The organism is Williamsia sp. D3, assembly GCF_000506245.1.
Classification (GTDB): Bacteria; Actinomycetota; Actinomycetes; order Mycobacteriales; family Mycobacteriaceae; genus Williamsia; species Williamsia muralis.
On the sequence record NZ_AYTE01000015.1, the window covers coordinates 23,084 to 39,332 of the forward strand.

Consider the following 16,249-nt stretch of genomic DNA (forward strand, 5'->3'; position numbering starts at 1 on the left):
TGGCCGATCAGGTTGTGCGTTCGAAGACCGCGGCAAGACCCTGCCCACCGCCGATACACATGGTCTCCAGGGCATACCGGCCCTCTCGACGGTCCAGTTCGCGCAGCAGTGTCGCCAGGATCCGCGCACCCGTGGCCCCGACCGGATGACCCAGTGAGATGCCTGACCCGTGCGGATTGAGTCGCTCATCGTCGGCGTCGATCCCCCATGCCTGCAGAACGGCCAGCACCTGCGCCGCAAAGGCCTCGTTCAGCTCGATCACGTCCATGTCCCCGAGCGTGAGATCTATTCGACCCAGCACCTTCTCGACGGCGCCCACCGGTCCGAAACCCATCCGCCCCGGCTCCACCCCGGTTGTCGCCCACCCGGCCAACCGGGCGAGCGGACGCAGTCCGAGCTCCGCTGCCTTCGCCGGGGTCGTCACCACACACGCTGCGGCACCGTCGTTCTGACCACTTGCGTTTCCCGCTGTCACCGTCGAGTCGGCATCGACCGCACTCCGGATCGGCCGCAACGCCGCCAGCGACTCGACCGTGGTGTCTGCACGTGGGTGCTCATCTCGATCGACCACCACTGCCGCGCCCCGCCGTTGCGGCACGTCGACGCCGACGATCTCTTCTGCGAACACACCGTTGTCCTGCGCGGCAACGGCCCGACGGTGCGATTGGACAGCCAACGCATCCTGGTCGGCGCGGCTGATGCCGAACTCGGCCCGCAGGTTTTCCGCGGTCTCGATCATCCCGCCCGGGACAGGGAAGTTGGCGCCACCGGCGGTGACGCGGGCCCGTGCGAGGCGATCGGCGAGTTCCACCCCGGCGCCCTTGACACCCCATCGAATCGAATCGGTGTAGAACTCCGCCTGGCTCATCGATTCGGTACCACCGGCGATCACCGCGTCACCGGCCCCGGTCATCACCTGCATGCACGCCAAAAGAACTGCCTGCAGGCCTGATCCGCATCGGCGATCGACCTGCATGCCGGGCACCGAGATTCCCAGGCCCGCGTCGAGGGCCGCGACCCGGCCGATCGCCGGAGCCTCACCACCCGGCGTCGCCTGACCCAAGATCACGTCGTCGATCTGATCGCCGGATATGCCGGTACGCTGCAGCAACTCCCGGATCAGGGTCGCCGCCAACGTTTGCGGTGGAACATCTTTCAGCGAACCACCGAAACGTCCGACAGGTGTGCGCAACGGTTCACAGATGACGGCGTCTGGCATGGGTGCTCCTGAATCGGTCTGTGTGAGTTCGGTCAGCGGGAATTCGGTCTGTGTGAGTTCGGTCAGCGGGAGTTCGGGGTTCGGGCGAGGTCGGCCGTGATCTCCGCGGCCGTCGTCTGTAACCGCGGGAGCAGATCAGCGTGGACGGCGTCGACGCTGTATCGAGCCGATTGGGTCGATATGTTGATCGCTGCGATCACCGCCCCGTCACGTCCGTGCACCGGCGCGGCGAGCGAGCGCAGTCCCAGTTCGAGTTCCTCGTCGACGATGCAATAACCGTCGCGGCGGACCCGGTCGATCTCCTCTCGGAGCTCGCGCACAGTGGTTTTGGTGTGTTCGGTCAGTGCAACGGGCGAGACCCTGGCGAGGTGATCGTCCAGCTCGTGGTCGCTCAGACCCGCCAGCAGCACGCGCCCCATCGATGTCGCGTATGCCGGAAACCGGGTGCCGATGGTGATGGAGACCGCATGATGCGACTCACCGGAACACGTGCGACGTAGACGATGTCGTCGCCGTCGAGAATCGACACCGACGCCGACTCATGCACTTTCGCGGTGAGCGCCTCCAGGTGCGGGCCCGCCAGTTCCGGAAGGGACAGACTCGACAGGTAGCTGTACCCCAGGTCGAGAACGCGTGGTGTGAGCCAGAAGGCGTTACCGTCCGAGCGCACATAGCCGAGGTCGACGAGGGTGAGGAGAAACCTCCGGGCCGCCGGCCGGGACAGTCCAGTTGCTGTTGCGACCTCGCTGACCGTCTGCCTCGGGTGGTCGGCATCGAATGCCCGGATCACCGCCAGCCCTCGGGCCAGTGACTGCACATGATCGCCAGGAGCGGGTGTCATACGTCCACGATATGAGCACGGAGCAGAGCCGAGACCTCTGTTGCCCGTTCCAGGTTCACCAGGTGGGCGCCGGGGTCGAGCACCTCGAACCGGGCCCCGGTGATGCCATCGGCCAGGATCTGCACCGTGTCCGGTGGGGTGGAAGGGTCTTGCGCTCCCGCGATGGCCAGGGTGCGCGCCGAGATCGCCGTCAGATCGGCACGCGAATCCCACTCCGCAAGAGCCTCGCAGCATGCGGCGTACCCCTCGTCGTCGGTACCTCGCACCATGGCGACCGCCTCGTCGACAACGCCTGGATGCGACTCGGCAAAGTCGGCCGTGAACCACCGACCGACAACAGCATCGGTGATCGCACCTGTCCCCTGCGCCCGCACGGTTGCCGCCCGTTCGACCCAACCCGCTGGTTCCCCGAATTTTGCAGCGGTACACAGCAGCGACAATCCGGCAACCCGATCTGCGGCCGTTATCGAGATGTGCTGCGCCACTGCGCCACCGAGCGACAACCCGACCAGGTGAAAGCGCTCGACACCGAGGGTGTCGAGGTTCGACAGCACGTCGGCGGCGAGGTTGTCCAACGAATAGGGCCCCGGCGGAGTCGGTGAATCCCCGTGTCCACGAAGATCAAAGGCGATCACGTGCAGCCCGCCATCGGCAAGCGCTTCGATCTGCGGGTTCCACATGGAGCGGTTCGAGCCCAGCGACCCCAGGAGCACAACCGTGTCCCGACCGTCCTGCGCCCCGGCCACCGTGCGCGCGAGATCAACTGACATGCACAACACTCCTCGTTGATGTGTACACATAACTGTACGTAGTGCGTACGACTGTACTTGTAGCGTACACGACGCTATTCTTGCGCCATGCTCGACAAAGTCATCAGCACAGCAGCGGCCGCGGTCGCCGACATACCCGACGGCGCGTCCGTCGCCGTAGGCGGGTTCGGCCTGGTCGGCGTACCCGAGGTACTCATCCGCGCCGTCCTCGATCAAGGCGCGACCAACCTGGAAACGGTCAGCAACAATTGCGGCACAAACGGATTCGGTTTGGGGATGCTCCTCGCGGAACACCGGATCCGCAGGACCATCTCCTCGTACATCGGGTCGAACGAAGAGTTCGCCCGGCAATATCTGTCCGGTGAACTGGAGGTCGAATTGACCCCACAGGGCACCCTGGCCGAGCGGATGCGCGCCGGTGGCGCAGGGATACCTGCGTTCTTCACCCCTGCGGGAGTCGGGACACCCGTCGCCGAGGGTGGTCTGCCCTTGCGATACGACGGATCCGGCGGCGTCTTCACAGCCAGCCCGCCCAAGGAAACCCGCGAGTTCGACGGCACCACATACGTTCTCGAACACGGCATCGTCACCGACTTCGCCCTCGTGCACGCATGGAAAGGCGACCGCCACGGCAACCTGGTCTACCGCCGCAGTGCCCGCAACTTCAATCCCCCGGCCGCAACCGCAGGACGGATCACCATCGCCCAGGTCGAGGAACTCGTCGAACCAGGCGAGATCGACCCCGACGCGGTACACACCCCCGGCATCCACGTGCAACGCGTGGTGAACGTCGGCAAGGTCGAGGTAGGCATCGAGAAAAGGACGGTACGCCCATGAGCTGGACACGCGAAGAGATGGCCGCACGCGTCGCCGACGAACTCGAGAACGGGCAATACGTCAACCTCGGCATCGGCATGCCCACGTTGGTCCCCAACTACATCTCACCCGGCATCTCGGTCGAATTGCATTCGGAAAACGGAGTTCTCGGAGTCGGCCCCTACCCCACCGAGCACGAACTCGACCCCGAACTCATCAACGCCGGCAAAGAGACCATCACCGTCAACCCCGGCGCCTCATACTTCGACTCAGCCGCCTCGTTCGGCATGATCCGCGGTGGCCATGTCGACGTGGCAGTACTGGGCGCAATGCAAGTCAGCGCCACCGGCGATCTGGCCAACTGGATGGTCCCGGGCCAGATGGTCAAGGGAATGGGAGGCGCCATGGATTTGGTCCACGGTGCCCGCAAGGTCATCGTCATGATGGAGCACGTCACCCGCAAAGGCGCCCCCAAGATTCTCGAGCAATGCACATTGCCCCTCACCGGCAAGGCGTGTGTACAACGCATCATCACCGACCTCGCCGTCCTCGACATCACCGACAACGGACTGCGTTTGGTGCAACTGGCACCCGGCGTGGGTGTCGACGACCTCCACAGCAAGACCGGGGCAACGATCCTCGTCGACAGCGTCGTGTGAGCATCTGGGTGTGGTTGCAGACCACTCCTCGCACAACGTAATTCAGCCACAAACGCATCCAGCCACACCAGCCGGCGCTGAACCGGCCGATGTGGCTGAGTGTTTGTGCTGGCTACTTGATCGAAGACCCGTGTTTGGCCAGCGGGGTGACCACGATGTCCATATACGGGAACAACGGCAACCCCCAGAGCAGGTCGTTGAGCTCGTCGGGATCGGCAACATCGAAGATGCTGATGTTGCTGTACTGACCGGCGATGCGCCACAGGTGAACCCACTTGCCCTGCCGCTGCAGGTCCTGCGAGTAGGCCTTCTCTCGCGCGATGGTCTCGCCCCGCTCGTCGGGGTCGAGGTCACGCGGGATGTTCACATCCATACGAACATGGAAGAGTGCCAAGGGTTTGTCCTTTCGAATTCGGGTGTTGTCAGTCGCGGGTCAGCGAGTTGACGACGTCCATGTCGAGTTGGATGCCAAGCCCGGGACCTTCGGGCAGCGCGACCTTGCCGTTTGAATACCGAAGTGGCTCTTGTAACAACTCGACCGAGAACAGCAGCGGACCGAACAGTTCGCTCCCATAGTTGATCGCGGGCTCCGAACACGCGAAGTGGATCGACGCGGCGGTACCGATCGGACCTTCGATCGACGTGGCACCGTGACACGCAACACCGGCCGCCTTGGCGATCGCGGCGATCTCCTTGCTGCGTTGCAGACCACCACATTTGGTGGTCTTGACTGCGATCACGTCGGCCGCACCCTGGCGCACCACATCGAGTGCGTCGTGTGGGGTCAGCACACTCTCGTCGGCCATCACAGGGATCGGCAGCAGGTGATTCAACTCGGCCAGCACCTCGATCTGTTCACCTGGCGTGGGCTGTTCGATCAGCTCGACACCACCATCGGCCAGAGCCGGTAGATACCGCAGCGCGGTGAACCGGTCCCACCGGGCATTGATGTCCACCCGTACCCCGGCCCTGCCTTTGAGACCTTCTGCGATGGCAAGGACTCGAGCCGTGTCGTCGGCCGGCTCGATGGCGCCCATCTTCAGTTTGAAACTGAAGTGCTCTCTGCGGTCGAGCTTCTCGGCAGCCTCGGCGAGGATCTCCTCGACCGGCGCGGCACCCAGCGCCCACGTGACATCGATGCTGCTTCGAAATGCACCACCCAGCAACGTGTGTACCGGCACATCCAGACAGCGCGCCCACGCATCGTGCAGCGCTATCTCGACAGCGGCCTTCGCGAAACGAGCACCTGCGACCACTCGCTCGATGTCGAGCATGATCCCGGTGATGTCGTCTACGGTGCGGCCCACCAGCACCGGGGCGATGTAGCGGTCGACGAGGACTTTCATCGTCTCGACCGACTCACCGCCCCACCACGGCCCACCTGGGACAACTCCCTCGCCCAGGCCGGTGACCCCACCGTCGACACGAACCGACACCAGCAGGATCGGCTGGGCGTCCATCGACGTGGTGGCGAACTTGTGCGGGCGAACAAGCGGGACGTCGATGATGCGGGTGTCGACGCCGACGATCTTCAGATCCGGCACAGCCCGCTTACCCGGCTGCCGGGTCGAGTACGAAGTCGTAGGTGACCCGGTTGATCCCGTCGTCACCCGAGGTCGGTCGCAAGACGAGTTCGGGCTTGGTGGCCGAGGCGACATCACTGTCGAGCCACTCCCCACCGTCGAAGTACAGCTGCGTGGTCACCGATTCGTGCTCCGGTGCGGACACGATCAGGTGCAGATGCGCCGGCCGCCAGGGGTGACCATTCTGCGCCGCGATGAATGCACCGGTCGGACCGTCGGTCGGGATCTGGTACGGCGCAGGCTGAATGGTCGTCACCTGGTAACGGCCCTCACCGTCGGTGATGATCTTTCCGCGCAGGTTCCACTCCGGCAGATGATCGGCGAACTGCGAGTAGTAGCCATCGGCATCGGCGTGCCACAACTCGACGATCGCCCCGCCGATGCCTTTGCCGTCCAGATCGGTGACCTGACCGGAGAAGACGAGAGGGGTCTCCTTCGTGTCGACCTCACGCATCGGCAGTGTGCACACCGACGGCAACTCGGGAGCATCGGCCACGTAGTACGGCCCCTCGATGCTGCCCTTGGTGCCCTTACGGCTGCGCGCGAGAACCTCTTCCACTGCGTGCTCGATGAACACGTCGAGGAACAGCGGCCACTCGCCGCCCTCGCCGACATCGATGAGCCACTGCTTGAGCACACGATATTCCGGATACGTGACGTTGTGATCGAGGATCACCTTGTGCAGCGCGCTCAACGCGTCTTTCGCGATGGCAGCAACTCGTTCCGGCGAGGTGTCGGCACTGACCCGCTCGTTCTTGAACTTGTCGGTGGCGGCAGTGCCAGATCCCACCGCGGTGGGGCTCTCGTGTTCGGTGGTCGTCATGTCGTGTCTCCTGCTCAGCAGATAGTTAAGAGGCGTGACCGCTATGCGTACAGGGCTGTCGCAGTGCGTACGTACACTGTGCGTCCAGTCACACGTGATGTCAAGCACCTGAACGCTCACCCATCACGGCGGAGCCGACTGGCAGGGCCATCGTTCGCCGACTGCGCCGTTGATGAGTGGTGCTGCAACACAATGTTATTCGACTTCGTTGGCATCGCCCCGCCCTCGTGGCCATCGGTAGGCCCGATACACCCTGCGTCTCGCTAAGGGAATTCCCAATTGCCTCGCATCTGTGACAGCAGTCACGATCACGTACGCAGAAGGTCAGCCATGTACGCATCGCGTACCCCACCTTGGAGTTTCGATGAACTATCTCAAAGGGCATGTCAGCCCCCTGGATCACCGGAGTCGCGGCCTGTCCGCGGCCGACGGCAGAGGTACCCCATGACCGTGCATGAACACCCCCGCGCCGATCGCGCGGACTACTACGCGCTGAGTAAAGAGCGCACTCGACTCACACTCACCCTGAGCGCAGCAGTATTGGCTTTCTTCCTGCCGCTGCCCATTCTCGGTGGATTCACCTCGGTACTCGACGGCGTGCTCTTCCAGGGACTCACCGTCGCGTGGGTCTATGCATTCGCCCAGTTCGTCGTCGCAATCGTCGTCGCCCGCTGGTATTCGAATTGGTCGGCTCGATTCGACCAGCGACTCGCGGCCCTGACCACCGGAGAGACCAGCTCATGACACTTTCTTCAGCACTGCTCTTCGGCGCCCTTGTGGTGGTCACCCTGATCATCACGTGGTGGGCGTCCAAGCGGAACAAGACAGCCGCCGACCACTATGTCGCCGGCGGTCGACTCTCCGGCAGGCAGAACGGCGTCGCGATCGCAGGTGACTTCATCTCGGCCGCATCATTTCTCGGTGTGACCGGAGCCATCGCGCTCACCGGATTCAACGGGTTCTATCTGGCTGTCTTCGTCCCGATCGCTTTCCTGCTCGCGATGTTGATCGTCGCCGAACCCCTGCGAAACCTCGGACGCTTCACCCTCGCCGACGTACTCGCGACGCGGTTTCAGGGGTCGGCCGTCCGCTCGGCCATGGCCGCCAGCACCGTTGTGATCAGCGTGGTCTACCTGGTTGCGCAGCTCGTCGGAGCCGCCCTGATCGTGTCGCTGCTGTTCGACATCAAGTACTACGTGGCCGTACTCATCATCGGCGTGCTGACCACGGCGTACACCATGATCGGTGGCATGCTGGCGACCAGCTGGATCCAGATCATCAAGACCGGACTTCTGATTTGCTGCGCGGTCGCGATGTTCCTGCTGGTGCTCTTTCGGTTCGACTTCAACCCCCTGGGCCCGTTCTCTTCGGCGCTCAGCGAGTTCGGCAAGTCGTTTGTCGGCCCGGCCCGATCGTCGGACATGACCTCGTTCGATCAGCTGTCGCAGATCGTCGGACTGGTCTTGGGTGTTCTCGGGCTGCCGCACGTGATGATCCGCTTCCTCACCGTCCCGGATTCGAAGCAGGCCAGATCATCGGCCTACACGGCGATCTGGGTCTTCTTCGCTTTCTATCTCATGATTCCGATCCTCGGTTACGGAGCCGCCAACATCGTCGGACGTGAGGACATCGCCAAGGAGAACAAGGGCGGAAACCTGGCCGTGGCGCAGCTGGCCGAATCACTGGGTGGCTCACTGCTTCTCGCGTTCGTGGCCGCAGTCGCCTTCGTCACCATCCTCGCCGCACTCTCCGGTCTGGTCATCGCCACGTCGGGCGCGATCGCCCACGATCTCTATGCACAGGTGTTCCGGCGCGGCAAGGTGTCCGAGGTGGGCCAGCATCGCGCCGCCCGCATCGCCACTGTGGCCACATGCGCCATCGGCGTCCTCATCGCACTCGCGGCAGAGAAGCAGAACGTGGCGTTTCTGGCCTCCCTCGGAATGTCGATCGCGGCATGCGCCAACCTGCCGGCGCTGCTGTTGACGATGTACTGGCGCCGGATGACCGCATCTGCGGTGATCAGCGGAATCGTTGTGGGACTGACGTTGTCGATCGCGATCATCCTCGCGAGCCCGGCCATCCACGGCCCCGATGCGCCTCTCGGCTTCTCCAACCCGGCTCTCGTCGTCGCGCCGATCGCGCTCATCGTGTCCATCGTGGTCGCGTTGATGACGGCACCACGCGGAGACCGTGCGAAAGACGCCACCGAGACGTTCGACGACATGCGGATCACCGCGCTCACCGGCAAACCGCCCGTGGTGCGGACACCGAATTCCGCCCAGGTCAGCTGATCCGGGCGGCAGCCGCCGACCTCTCGACACCAGGCACCTCCCGGCCGGGCACCCAGCCCGCGGGAGGTGTCTTGGTGTTTGCGAACAGCCCAGACCCTCCGACTTTGTGCAGTCCCTCCCGTTGCAACCGGAAGAAGTGGCCAAAGTCGGAGGGTCTGGCCGGCGGACCCAGTCCCTCCGACTCCATGCAGTCCCTCCCGTTGCAACCGGAGGAAGTGGCCACAGTCGGAGGACCTAGGCCGACACACCGCGAGCCCCGCACCCGCTGACGCACACTCCCTCCGACTCCATGCAGACCCTCCCGTTGCAACCGGAGCAAGTCGCCGCAGTCGGAGGGTCTGGCCGACCAGACTCACGCCCACAACCAAAAACGGGCACCACATCGTCGCTACGATGTGGTGCCCGGATCGGGTGGTTGTTCGCTCAGTAGAGCTCGATCACCAGTTTCTCCGACAACGCTCGTGACACGCAGAGCGCCATCTGATTCCCCGCGGCCTTGTCTGCCGCAGACAGGCAGTTGTCGCGGTGGTCCGGCGTCCCTTCGAGCACACCGGATACACACGAACCACAGATGCCTTCCTCACAGGACTTGAACACCTCGATGCCGTTGTCCTCGAGGACCTCGAGGATGGACCGGTCGGCCGGGATCTCGAACTCCTCACCGGTGTCCAGCTCGACGGCAAAAGCCTTGTCGTCACTCGAGTCGATCACCGTCGCGACGAAGTGCTCGGTGTGAACGTGATCCTGTCCGACCACCGGTGCGAACACTGCTGCGGCCTGCTCCATGAATCCGTCCGGACCACAGGTGTAGACGTGGGTCGCGCTTGTCGCGGTTGACGCCACGGCGGCGAGCACACCGGGCTGTTCCGACCGCGGTGTCCCGAAATGCAGGTGCACGCGCTCGGAGAAGCCGACCCGGTTCTCCAGCAGGTCCACGAATGCCGCGTGATCACGCGATCGGGCGAAGTAGTGGAGCTCGAATTCCTCTCCCCACGAATAGATCTCGTAGGCCATGCTCAGCAACGGCGTCACACCGATGCCTCCGGCAATCAAGATGTGCCGGTCGGCGCCCTTCGCGATCGTGAGCAGATTTCGCGGTTCGCTGATCTTGATGTGGTCGCCGGTGCTCACCTCGTGTAACGCCACCGAACCGCCACGGGACTTCGCCTCCCGCTTCACGGCGATCAGCAACGACGACGGGTCGCTCGGTGGGCTGCACAGCGAGTACTGCCGCAGCACACCCGTGGGGCCCACCACGTCGATGTGGGCGCCCGCCTCATACCGGACGAACGGGGCGCCGTCCTCGCGAGTCAGCCGAAGAGTGCGGATGTCCGGCGTCTCCTCGACGACCTCCGCCACCCGCACGAGCACGCTCATAGCAGGAATCCGGCCGCCGGGACCTCGTCCCTGCCGTCGATGAGGCGAATCACCTTACGGACGATCTTGTCCTCCTGCGCAGTCGCCGCCACCCGAATCGTGTAATCGACGTTCGCTGCCCAGATGTCGTGCCTGCCACGCTTGTACGCAACCAGAACCTGCGCGGCGCGAACCTCGACGGTGGAGCCGTCCTCGGTGTCGACAACGCCGGCCGGGACGAAGCGCGAGACGGTGCGCGCTGTCGTCGCCGAGTCGACCGCCGCGATCGCGTAGCCCTCGGTCATCCGTGTCACGCGCAGCTGACGCATTCGGGCGTCGTCGTAGACCATGTTCAGGCTGTTGGCGAAGTCTTCTTCGTCCGGGTCGATCGGGATGACATAGAGGGCATCATCGGAGTAGAGCTGCTGCCAGGGCTCGTACGATTTCTGGTCCAGTAGTTCGGCCTCGCGCGCTATGAGGTCGGTGGCCCGCACGATGCGGGGATCCGTTGTCGGCACGAAGGAGACAGGAAGATCGCGCCCCTCGGTGGCGGCTGCCCACGCCCCCGGCTTCGGTTTCGGCTTGGGCTTCGGGGTGGTGACCGTGTCAGTCATCGCTCATCATCTCCTTCCATTTGCCGTATGCAGCGCGCATACCGGTTTCGTCTGTGACGTGTGAGGTGGGCCAGCCCTCGGGTGAAAGTTGCTCCCGGCCGAGACCACGATTGACCATGATCGGTAGTTCGGGTCCGCCGATCGCGCCCCGCTGCACGCGGTCCCAGCCCTCCGCGTCGTCAGGGGTTCCGAAGCCGAAAGGGCCCTGGAAGTGCTCGTGCACCCTGAGCCGCTCACGGTTGACCGGGCCGACGATGTCAGCCGGGCCGTCCGATCCGAGCGCGACGTGTTCGATCCATGTCTCGTCCACCGAGATCGGCCGGATGACCCGGAAGAACGAGATCGACATCGACACATTCGGGAACAGGTTGAGGTTGAACCCTGTTCCGTGCATGGCCCGCACCAACTTTCGGACCGCCGAGTCGTCGAGACCGGCCGACTTCAGCTCGGAGACCAGGCCGCCGAAACGCGCCTGCAGGGGCTCGCTGCCGTCGTCGATGTCGAGATCGGAGTGCTCAGGCACCATCTGCATGACCGAGTGACCGTTGCCGAGGTCGTGGGTGATGGCCGCGGGGTCGGTCATGAAGCTCATCATGTCCGACGTCTCGGAGTCGACCGAGGCCATCCACGAGCGGTGGACGATCGGGAAGTGATAACCGTCGGTGGTGTTCTCGAGTTGGATCTTCCAGTTACCCCGGAACTTGAACCGGTGCGTGCCGAGAACCTTGACGGGGTAACCGCCACCCTGCTTGAAGAATCTGTCCATCCAGAGTTTGGCATCGCCCAGGAACTCCTCGAGAGGCGCAGCATCGTGATCGAGCGTGGCGAACACCATGCCCGCGTACGACTCGGTCCGCAGCTTCTTCAGGCCCATGCCTTCCTTGCCCATGACGTCTTCGTAACCGTCGGGGTAGGGAATGCCGCGTAGCGTTCCGTCCAATCCGTATGACCACGCGTGGTAGGGACAGGTGAAGCCATTGGTGGTGCCCGAACGCTTTTCGCACACGCTGGCCCCGCGGTGGCGGCACCTGTTGAGCAGCGTGTGGATGTTGCCCTTGCGGTCACGGCTGACGATGACAGGCTGGCGTCCGACGTGCGTCGACTTGAAGCTGCCGGCTTTGGGGAGCTCACTCTCGTGTGCAACCCACACCCATGTCTTCTCGAAGATCTTTGTCATCTCGAGCTCGAAGATCTCGGGGTCGGTGTACATGCGGCCCGCTACGCGATCTTCGCGCACCAGGTCGGCGGGAGGGAGGTCAAAGACCTCCTCCGCGGAGAAGTCGATGGTCATCGTGATCGCTCCAGTGGATAGACTATGTGCATCGCAAGACGAAACAGGTTGTGGCACTGCGGCACCGGATGCGCACACCTACCGCAATCTTGCGACTTCTCGCACCTTCCCCGCCCACGGTACGGGGGCACGGCCGGGTGCGAAATCAGAAAAGACACAACCTCGGGTAGGTGATTTCCTTACCCCCGCAGTGGGCCCGGACGAGCCTCTTCCGCCGTAGACTCGGGCAGTGGCCGGCCGCATGCTCAGCCAGTGACAGAGCCGAACTCGTAGATGCCACAACCCATGAGGAAAGATCCACGGAATCGAAATGACCTCAACAGCCCGCACCGCCACAGCCGGCGAGCACCGGATGACCCTCACCTGTTACAACGACACTTTCGGGTACGGATGGCGGCACGTCGATCTCTTCACCCGCGACGCTTCCGGCCGGGAGCTGAACTGGGTCCACTGGACGGTGCCGGCCGACGGGCCTGACGCCGCCGACGCGGTGACCGCCCGTGTCGAGCCGACCCTGCGGCGCACTTCTGACTGGCGTCACAAGGTCAGCGCCGGCGGTATGGACTACTGGGAAGCCGATGCAGTCTGGGCGGACGACGTCGGATAGGCGCCCCCCACGAACAACGCCCCCGGATCCGTTCGAGATCTCGGGGGCGTTTTGTTCTTCGGGGACGTTTTGTTGTTCGGACCGAAGGTTCTGCGTGAGAACGGCCCTCAGGGGTTCATGACCACGGAGGTGGATGGGTAGCTCTCGGCGAACTCCTCGGGCAGCGGCGCGATGAAGACGTTCTCTGTGCGGGTCCTCGATATCTTCCAGGCCCCGGACTCTTTCCGGAACGCGTTGTTCAACCGACTCGACCGCAGGAGACTCCTGCCGTCGGAGAACAACCACGGCTGCATGTGGATCCAGTGACCCTCTGCCGTGTCACCGTCGACGTGGATTTGCTCCGAGGTGAGGTAGTGCGCGTTCAACAGCAGGGCGGGATCTTGCTTCTCACCCCAGAAGTTCTGGAAGTGGGCCCGTAGTGCATCGCGGCCCACCGCGCGACCGAACTGACCGTTGTAGTACTCGCCAACTCCTTCCCACACGGCGTCGGCGGTGTAGAGATCGATGATCGCGTCGATGCGCTGGGCGTCATCGACTACGCCGGGGTCAGGGCAGGGTGTGTCGCACAAAAGCATGTAACGTGCCTGCAGTCTTCGTATCTCGGCCTCTGCTTCGAGTACCTCGACGCGTGCGGCGAGGGCCGCCAGCGCTTCGTCTCGACCGGCGTCGGTCGTGTTCGTCGTCATCGTCAGCTTCTCCTCATCCGGCTTCCAGCACGCGGACGACTGACCGCGCCTCGTCCAGCCAGGCGTTGATCGTGGACCCCGTGCTCTGGGGCGGCAGCTGGCCGAGGCGCAGCGTCAATGAGTACTCGCCCGCAGGATCTCGCACCGGCAACACGATCGAGCCGACGTCGTAGACCTGCTGCTCGTCGACCTCGCGTACCCGATAGTCGACCGATGCCCGGCCGATCGATTCGCGAATGTTGCGTTCCTGCGATGGGGTCAACCGGCCCTTCTCGTAACGTTTTGTCGCATCCCGCATCTCGTCGTACGCCGCGCTCCCCTCCACGGGCAGGAACGACAGCAGGTAGCCATGCTCACGCACGAACTCGAGCCGCATCCGATGCATGTCCTTGACCTCTGCACTTGCTTCGCGCAGTTTGTCGACCCAGCGCTCCTGCTCTTCGATGGGCCGGGAGAAGACGTAGCTGTCCCCGATCGGCGGGACCATCGGCACCCGGTGGGCAAGCCCTTCTTCTCGGTCGACTCCTACCCCGGTGGCAGACAACACGGTGGCCATCTCGTCGCAGCTGACCGCGGTGAACACCGACACCTCGCATCCGATCGAGTTGGCCAACGCCTCGACCTCGGCACGAGCACCGTGAGCGGCGTGGATGGCAGGCAGGATCTCGTGATCCATGCGTGCCATCAACGACGTGGAGACGAAACTGCCGTAGCCGCCCTGAAAGAAGATCAGAGGCGACACCGGGTTTGCCACCGCCATGTCGTTGACCCGACACAGGACGATCCAATGATCGCCCGCCTCAACGGTGTTCCAGATCGTCGTGTCGATCCATGCGATCGATTCCGACAGCACGGGATCGCCCGACGGCGAGGGGAACCACTCGATGCCATCGAGCTTGTTCTCCCAACGCTGCGCGATGGTCAGCACGATGTCTTCCTGCTCCCCTCCCAGGATGTTGATGCACAGCGACGAGCACTCACGCATCTTCGCAAACGTGCGCGAGGTCATCATCGGCATGAACGACACCAGAGGCGGATCGAGAGACACCGAGTTGAACGTGCCGACGACCATAGCGAGGATGTCGCCTTCAGTGTCGCGGCCGGTCACCACCACGACGCCGGTCGGGTAGTGTCCCATCACTTCTCGGAACACGTGCGGGTCCACCGGAGCCGTAGCGGGATGGGGCATGATTGCCTTCCTGTGGGCAGGATGCGAGCTCGATACTGTGCTGGCAGCAACGTATTGCTCACCTCCCCTACACCGGTAGGAGAGAAATCTTTACTGTTCCCCGTCGCCGCGGTCGGGCACACTGGCGGCACCGGATATGAAGGAGACAATGGTGATCGCTGAGCACCTGACACGGTCGATCGAGGATCAGGCGGCCGCCGTCGGCAACGGTGACGTGACCGCCGAGGAACTCGCCTCGGCAGTCCGCGGCGAGATCGAAGGCGCCGAATCACGTATCGCGGCTTGGGTTCACCTGTCGACCGAGACGATGAACGAAGCACGCGAACGAGACCGGGACCGGGACTACGGCGCCCTGCCGCTGCGCGGGATCTCCGTGGGGGTCAAAGACCTCATCGACGTCGCCGGAATCCCTACGCGCGCCGGATCGTCGACCACATCGGCCGACCCTGTCCTCGCCGACGCACCCTGTGTCGCCCGGCTGCGCGAACTCGGCGCCGTGGTCCAGGGCAAAACCGTCACAACCGAATTCGGGTACTTCGCACCCGGTCCGACACGAAATCCGTTCGCGATCGATCACACGCCCGGCGGTTCTTCGAGCGGTTCCGCGGCCGCTGTGGGAGCCGGCACCCTGCCCCTTGCCTTGGGTACCCAAACCGCAGGGTCACTCACCCGGCCGGCGTCGTTCTGCGGCGCGGCAGGAGTGGTTTTCGCGCACGGCACAACCGACCTGGCGGGTGTGTGCGGATTGAGCGAATCGCTCGATTCGCTGGGGATGCTCACCCGTACGGTGTCTGACCTGGCGTACGTGTACTCGTCGTTCACCGGCCGGGAACTGCAGCCGAGCAGCACAGACAGCACCGGCACCGTATTCGTCTGGGATGGAACGGCACTCGGGGACATCGAGCCTCCGATGGCGCGATTGATCGAGCAGTCGCCCACGCTCTTGCGTGAAGCAGGCCGTGCGACTGCACGTTTGGAGTGGGACGATCAGGTGCGTGAGCTCGCCCGAGATCACCTCACCGTGATGGCCCATGAAGCGGCCATCACGCTCGACGCCGTGTACAACCAGCACTCCCGAACTCTGAGCGATCCCCTTCGACAGCTGATTGACGACGGCCGGAACACATCAGAGGGTGACCGTGATACGGCCCTCGACCGACGCGAGCGTGCGCGAACGCAACTCGTGGACCGCATCGGGCGATCGATCATCGTCGGCCCGGCCGCACTCGGACCGGCACCAGCGGGCCTCGCTGCCACCGGATCGCCTGTCTTGAGTCGGCCTTGGCAGTTACTCGGGGCCCCGGTGGTGACCGTGCCCGGTGCACGTACTGTCGCCGGGCTTCCACTCGGACTGCAACTCATCGGCCATCCTGGCCACGAGGGCGAGCTCTTCGACGTCGCGATCGCCCTCGAAGCCGCACTGCGGGCTCTGCCCCCGGTTCAGGACTGACGCGCAGCAGAGAGGGTAGAGTCGACTCGTCTCCAGTGCCAGGTTCCAGATGCG

At 64.0% G+C, this 16,249-nt stretch carries 16 protein-coding genes and 1 pseudogene; 6 read left to right on the plus strand and 11 right to left on the minus strand.

Translation table 11 applies throughout. From position 1 onward, the window contains the following. Positions 1 to 7 precede the first annotated feature (7 nt). The 3 genes and pseudogenes from W823_RS40180 to pcaD all read right to left on the minus strand — a co-directional run bounded on the left by W823_RS40180 (position 8) and on the right by pcaD (position 2,830). On the minus strand, positions 8 to 1,219 hold the full coding sequence (locus tag W823_RS40180) for an acetyl-CoA C-acetyltransferase (protein WP_023957131.1): 1,212 nt from the start codon (positions 1,217 to 1,219) through the stop codon (positions 8 to 10). 62 nt (positions 1,220 to 1,281) lie between these two features. After that, positions 1,282 to 2,060 (minus strand): annotated as a pseudogene (locus W823_RS40185) (IclR family transcriptional regulator). After that, entirely contained in the window at positions 2,057 to 2,830 is a 774-nt protein-coding gene (gene pcaD, locus W823_RS40190) for a 3-oxoadipate enol-lactonase (RefSeq protein WP_023957132.1), read from the minus strand. The pseudogene W823_RS40185 and the gene pcaD overlap by 4 nt, the downstream one beginning before the upstream one ends. An 87-nt stretch (positions 2,831 to 2,917) precedes the next feature. Here pcaD and W823_RS40195 point away from each other — a divergent pair, with 87 nt between their 5' ends. Continuing rightward, positions 2,918 to 3,667 (plus strand): CoA transferase subunit A, encoded by a 750-nt coding sequence (locus tag W823_RS40195; RefSeq protein WP_023957134.1) that lies wholly within the window; start codon positions 2,918 to 2,920, stop codon positions 3,665 to 3,667. Further along, positions 3,664 to 4,305 carry a CoA transferase subunit B gene (locus W823_RS40200; RefSeq protein ID WP_023957136.1) on the plus strand — a complete coding sequence of 214 codons (642 nt, stop codon included), beginning with the start codon at positions 3,664 to 3,666 and terminating at the stop codon, positions 4,303 to 4,305. The genes W823_RS40195 and W823_RS40200 overlap by 4 nt, the downstream gene beginning before the upstream one ends. A gap of 112 nt (positions 4,306 to 4,417) precedes the next feature. On the opposite strand, the gene catC is transcribed toward W823_RS40200, so the two are convergent. The 3 genes from catC to catA are packed head-to-tail and all read right to left on the minus strand — an operon-like array spanning position 4,418 to position 6,711. Further along, positions 4,418 to 4,699, minus strand: coding sequence for a muconolactone Delta-isomerase (gene catC, locus W823_RS40205; RefSeq protein WP_023957138.1), 282 nt, complete (start codon positions 4,697 to 4,699; stop codon positions 4,418 to 4,420). Between the two features lie 28 nt (positions 4,700 to 4,727). Then, positions 4,728 to 5,849, minus strand: a complete 1,122-nt coding sequence (locus W823_RS40210; RefSeq protein ID WP_023957141.1) for a muconate/chloromuconate family cycloisomerase — start codon at positions 5,847 to 5,849, stop codon at positions 4,728 to 4,730. Positions 5,850 to 5,856: 7 nt separating this feature from the next. Beyond that, a complete protein-coding gene (catA, locus tag W823_RS40215) occupies positions 5,857 to 6,711 on the minus strand; it encodes a catechol 1,2-dioxygenase (protein ID WP_023957143.1) in 855 nt (284 codons plus the stop codon). Positions 6,712 to 7,155: 444 nt separating this feature from the next. On the opposite strand from catA, the gene W823_RS40220 reads away from it, so the two are divergent. Both W823_RS40220 and W823_RS40225 read left to right on the plus strand, forming a co-directional pair. Continuing rightward, positions 7,156 to 7,455, plus strand: a complete 300-nt coding sequence (locus W823_RS40220; RefSeq protein ID WP_023957145.1) for a DUF485 domain-containing protein — start codon at positions 7,156 to 7,158, stop codon at positions 7,453 to 7,455. Beyond that, positions 7,452 to 9,002 carry a cation acetate symporter gene (locus W823_RS40225; RefSeq protein ID WP_023957147.1) on the plus strand — a complete coding sequence of 517 codons (1,551 nt, stop codon included), beginning with the start codon at positions 7,452 to 7,454 and terminating at the stop codon, positions 9,000 to 9,002. The genes W823_RS40220 and W823_RS40225 overlap by 4 nt, the downstream gene beginning before the upstream one ends. Before the next feature lie 423 nt (positions 9,003 to 9,425). Here W823_RS40225 and W823_RS40230 read toward each other — a convergent pair whose 3' ends face one another. Genes W823_RS40230 through W823_RS40240 form a run of 3 tightly spaced genes read right to left on the minus strand, consistent with a single transcriptional unit; the run spans position 9,426 to position 12,263 of the window. Further along, positions 9,426 to 10,379: a PDR/VanB family oxidoreductase gene (locus W823_RS40230; RefSeq protein ID WP_023957149.1), complete on the minus strand. Its 954-nt coding sequence runs from the start codon at positions 10,377 to 10,379 to the stop codon at positions 9,426 to 9,428. Further along, complete coding sequence (locus tag W823_RS40235; protein ID WP_023957151.1) at positions 10,376 to 10,972, minus strand: aromatic-ring-hydroxylating dioxygenase subunit beta; 597 nt, start codon at positions 10,970 to 10,972, stop codon at positions 10,376 to 10,378. The genes W823_RS40230 and W823_RS40235 overlap by 4 nt, the downstream gene beginning before the upstream one ends. Beyond that, positions 10,965 to 12,263: an aromatic ring-hydroxylating dioxygenase subunit alpha gene (locus W823_RS40240; protein WP_023957153.1), complete on the minus strand. Its 1,299-nt coding sequence runs from the start codon at positions 12,261 to 12,263 to the stop codon at positions 10,965 to 10,967. Before W823_RS40240 ends, W823_RS40235 begins: the two co-directional genes overlap by 8 nt. A gap of 310 nt (positions 12,264 to 12,573) precedes the next feature. Between W823_RS40240 and W823_RS40245 the strand changes: the two genes are divergently transcribed. Next, positions 12,574 to 12,870: a hypothetical protein gene (locus tag W823_RS40245; RefSeq protein WP_023957155.1), complete on the plus strand. Its 297-nt coding sequence runs from the start codon at positions 12,574 to 12,576 to the stop codon at positions 12,868 to 12,870. 107 nt (positions 12,871 to 12,977) lie between these two features. Here the strand turns inward: W823_RS40245 and W823_RS40250 are convergent, their stop codons facing one another. Beyond that, on the minus strand, positions 12,978 to 13,556 hold the full coding sequence (locus tag W823_RS40250) for a nuclear transport factor 2 family protein (protein ID WP_023957157.1): 579 nt from the start codon (positions 13,554 to 13,556) through the stop codon (positions 12,978 to 12,980). 13 nt (positions 13,557 to 13,569) lie between these two features. Next, the gene (locus W823_RS40255) at positions 13,570 to 14,745 is read right to left on the minus strand and encodes a flavin reductase family protein (protein ID WP_023957159.1); all 1,176 of its coding nucleotides are present in this window, start codon (positions 14,743 to 14,745) and stop codon (positions 13,570 to 13,572) included. A gap of 148 nt (positions 14,746 to 14,893) precedes the next feature. On the opposite strand from W823_RS40255, the gene W823_RS40260 reads away from it, so the two are divergent. Then, positions 14,894 to 16,195, plus strand: a complete 1,302-nt coding sequence (locus W823_RS40260; RefSeq protein ID WP_031331983.1) for an amidase — start codon at positions 14,894 to 14,896, stop codon at positions 16,193 to 16,195. Positions 16,196 to 16,249: the final 54 nt, after the last annotated feature.

Bases quoted from the DNA above. Each gene is read 5' to 3' on its own strand.
- W823_RS40255 (WP_023957159.1), bottom strand. From the start codon at position 14,745: ATGCCCCATCCCGCTACGGCTCCGGTGGACCCGCACGTGTTCCGAGAA.
- W823_RS40245 (WP_023957155.1), top strand. From the start codon at position 12,574: ATGACCTCAACAGCCCGCACCGCCACAGCCGGCGAGCACCGGATGACC.
- catA (WP_023957143.1), bottom strand. From the start codon at position 6,711: ATGACGACCACCGAACACGAGAGCCCCACCGCGGTGGGATCTGGCACT.
- W823_RS40195 (WP_023957134.1), top strand. From the start codon at position 2,918: ATGCTCGACAAAGTCATCAGCACAGCAGCGGCCGCGGTCGCCGACATA.
- W823_RS40250 (WP_023957157.1), bottom strand. From the start codon at position 13,556: ATGACGACGAACACGACCGACGCCGGTCGAGACGAAGCGCTGGCGGCC.
- W823_RS40235 (WP_023957151.1), bottom strand. From the start codon at position 10,972: ATGACTGACACGGTCACCACCCCGAAGCCCAAGCCGAAACCGAAGCCG.
- W823_RS40180 (WP_023957131.1), bottom strand. From the start codon at position 1,219: ATGCCAGACGCCGTCATCTGTGAACCGTTGCGCACACCTGTCGGACGT.
- W823_RS40225 (WP_023957147.1), top strand. From the start codon at position 7,452: ATGACACTTTCTTCAGCACTGCTCTTCGGCGCCCTTGTGGTGGTCACC.
- W823_RS40230 (WP_023957149.1), bottom strand. From the start codon at position 10,379: ATGAGCGTGCTCGTGCGGGTGGCGGAGGTCGTCGAGGAGACGCCGGAC.
- W823_RS40240 (WP_023957153.1), bottom strand. From the start codon at position 12,263: ATGACCATCGACTTCTCCGCGGAGGAGGTCTTTGACCTCCCTCCCGCC.
- W823_RS40220 (WP_023957145.1), top strand. From the start codon at position 7,156: ATGACCGTGCATGAACACCCCCGCGCCGATCGCGCGGACTACTACGCG.
- W823_RS40200 (WP_023957136.1), top strand. From the start codon at position 3,664: ATGAGCTGGACACGCGAAGAGATGGCCGCACGCGTCGCCGACGAACTC.
- pcaD (WP_023957132.1), bottom strand. From the start codon at position 2,830: ATGTCAGTTGATCTCGCGCGCACGGTGGCCGGGGCGCAGGACGGTCGG.
- W823_RS40260 (WP_031331983.1), top strand. From the start codon at position 14,894: ATGGTGATCGCTGAGCACCTGACACGGTCGATCGAGGATCAGGCGGCC.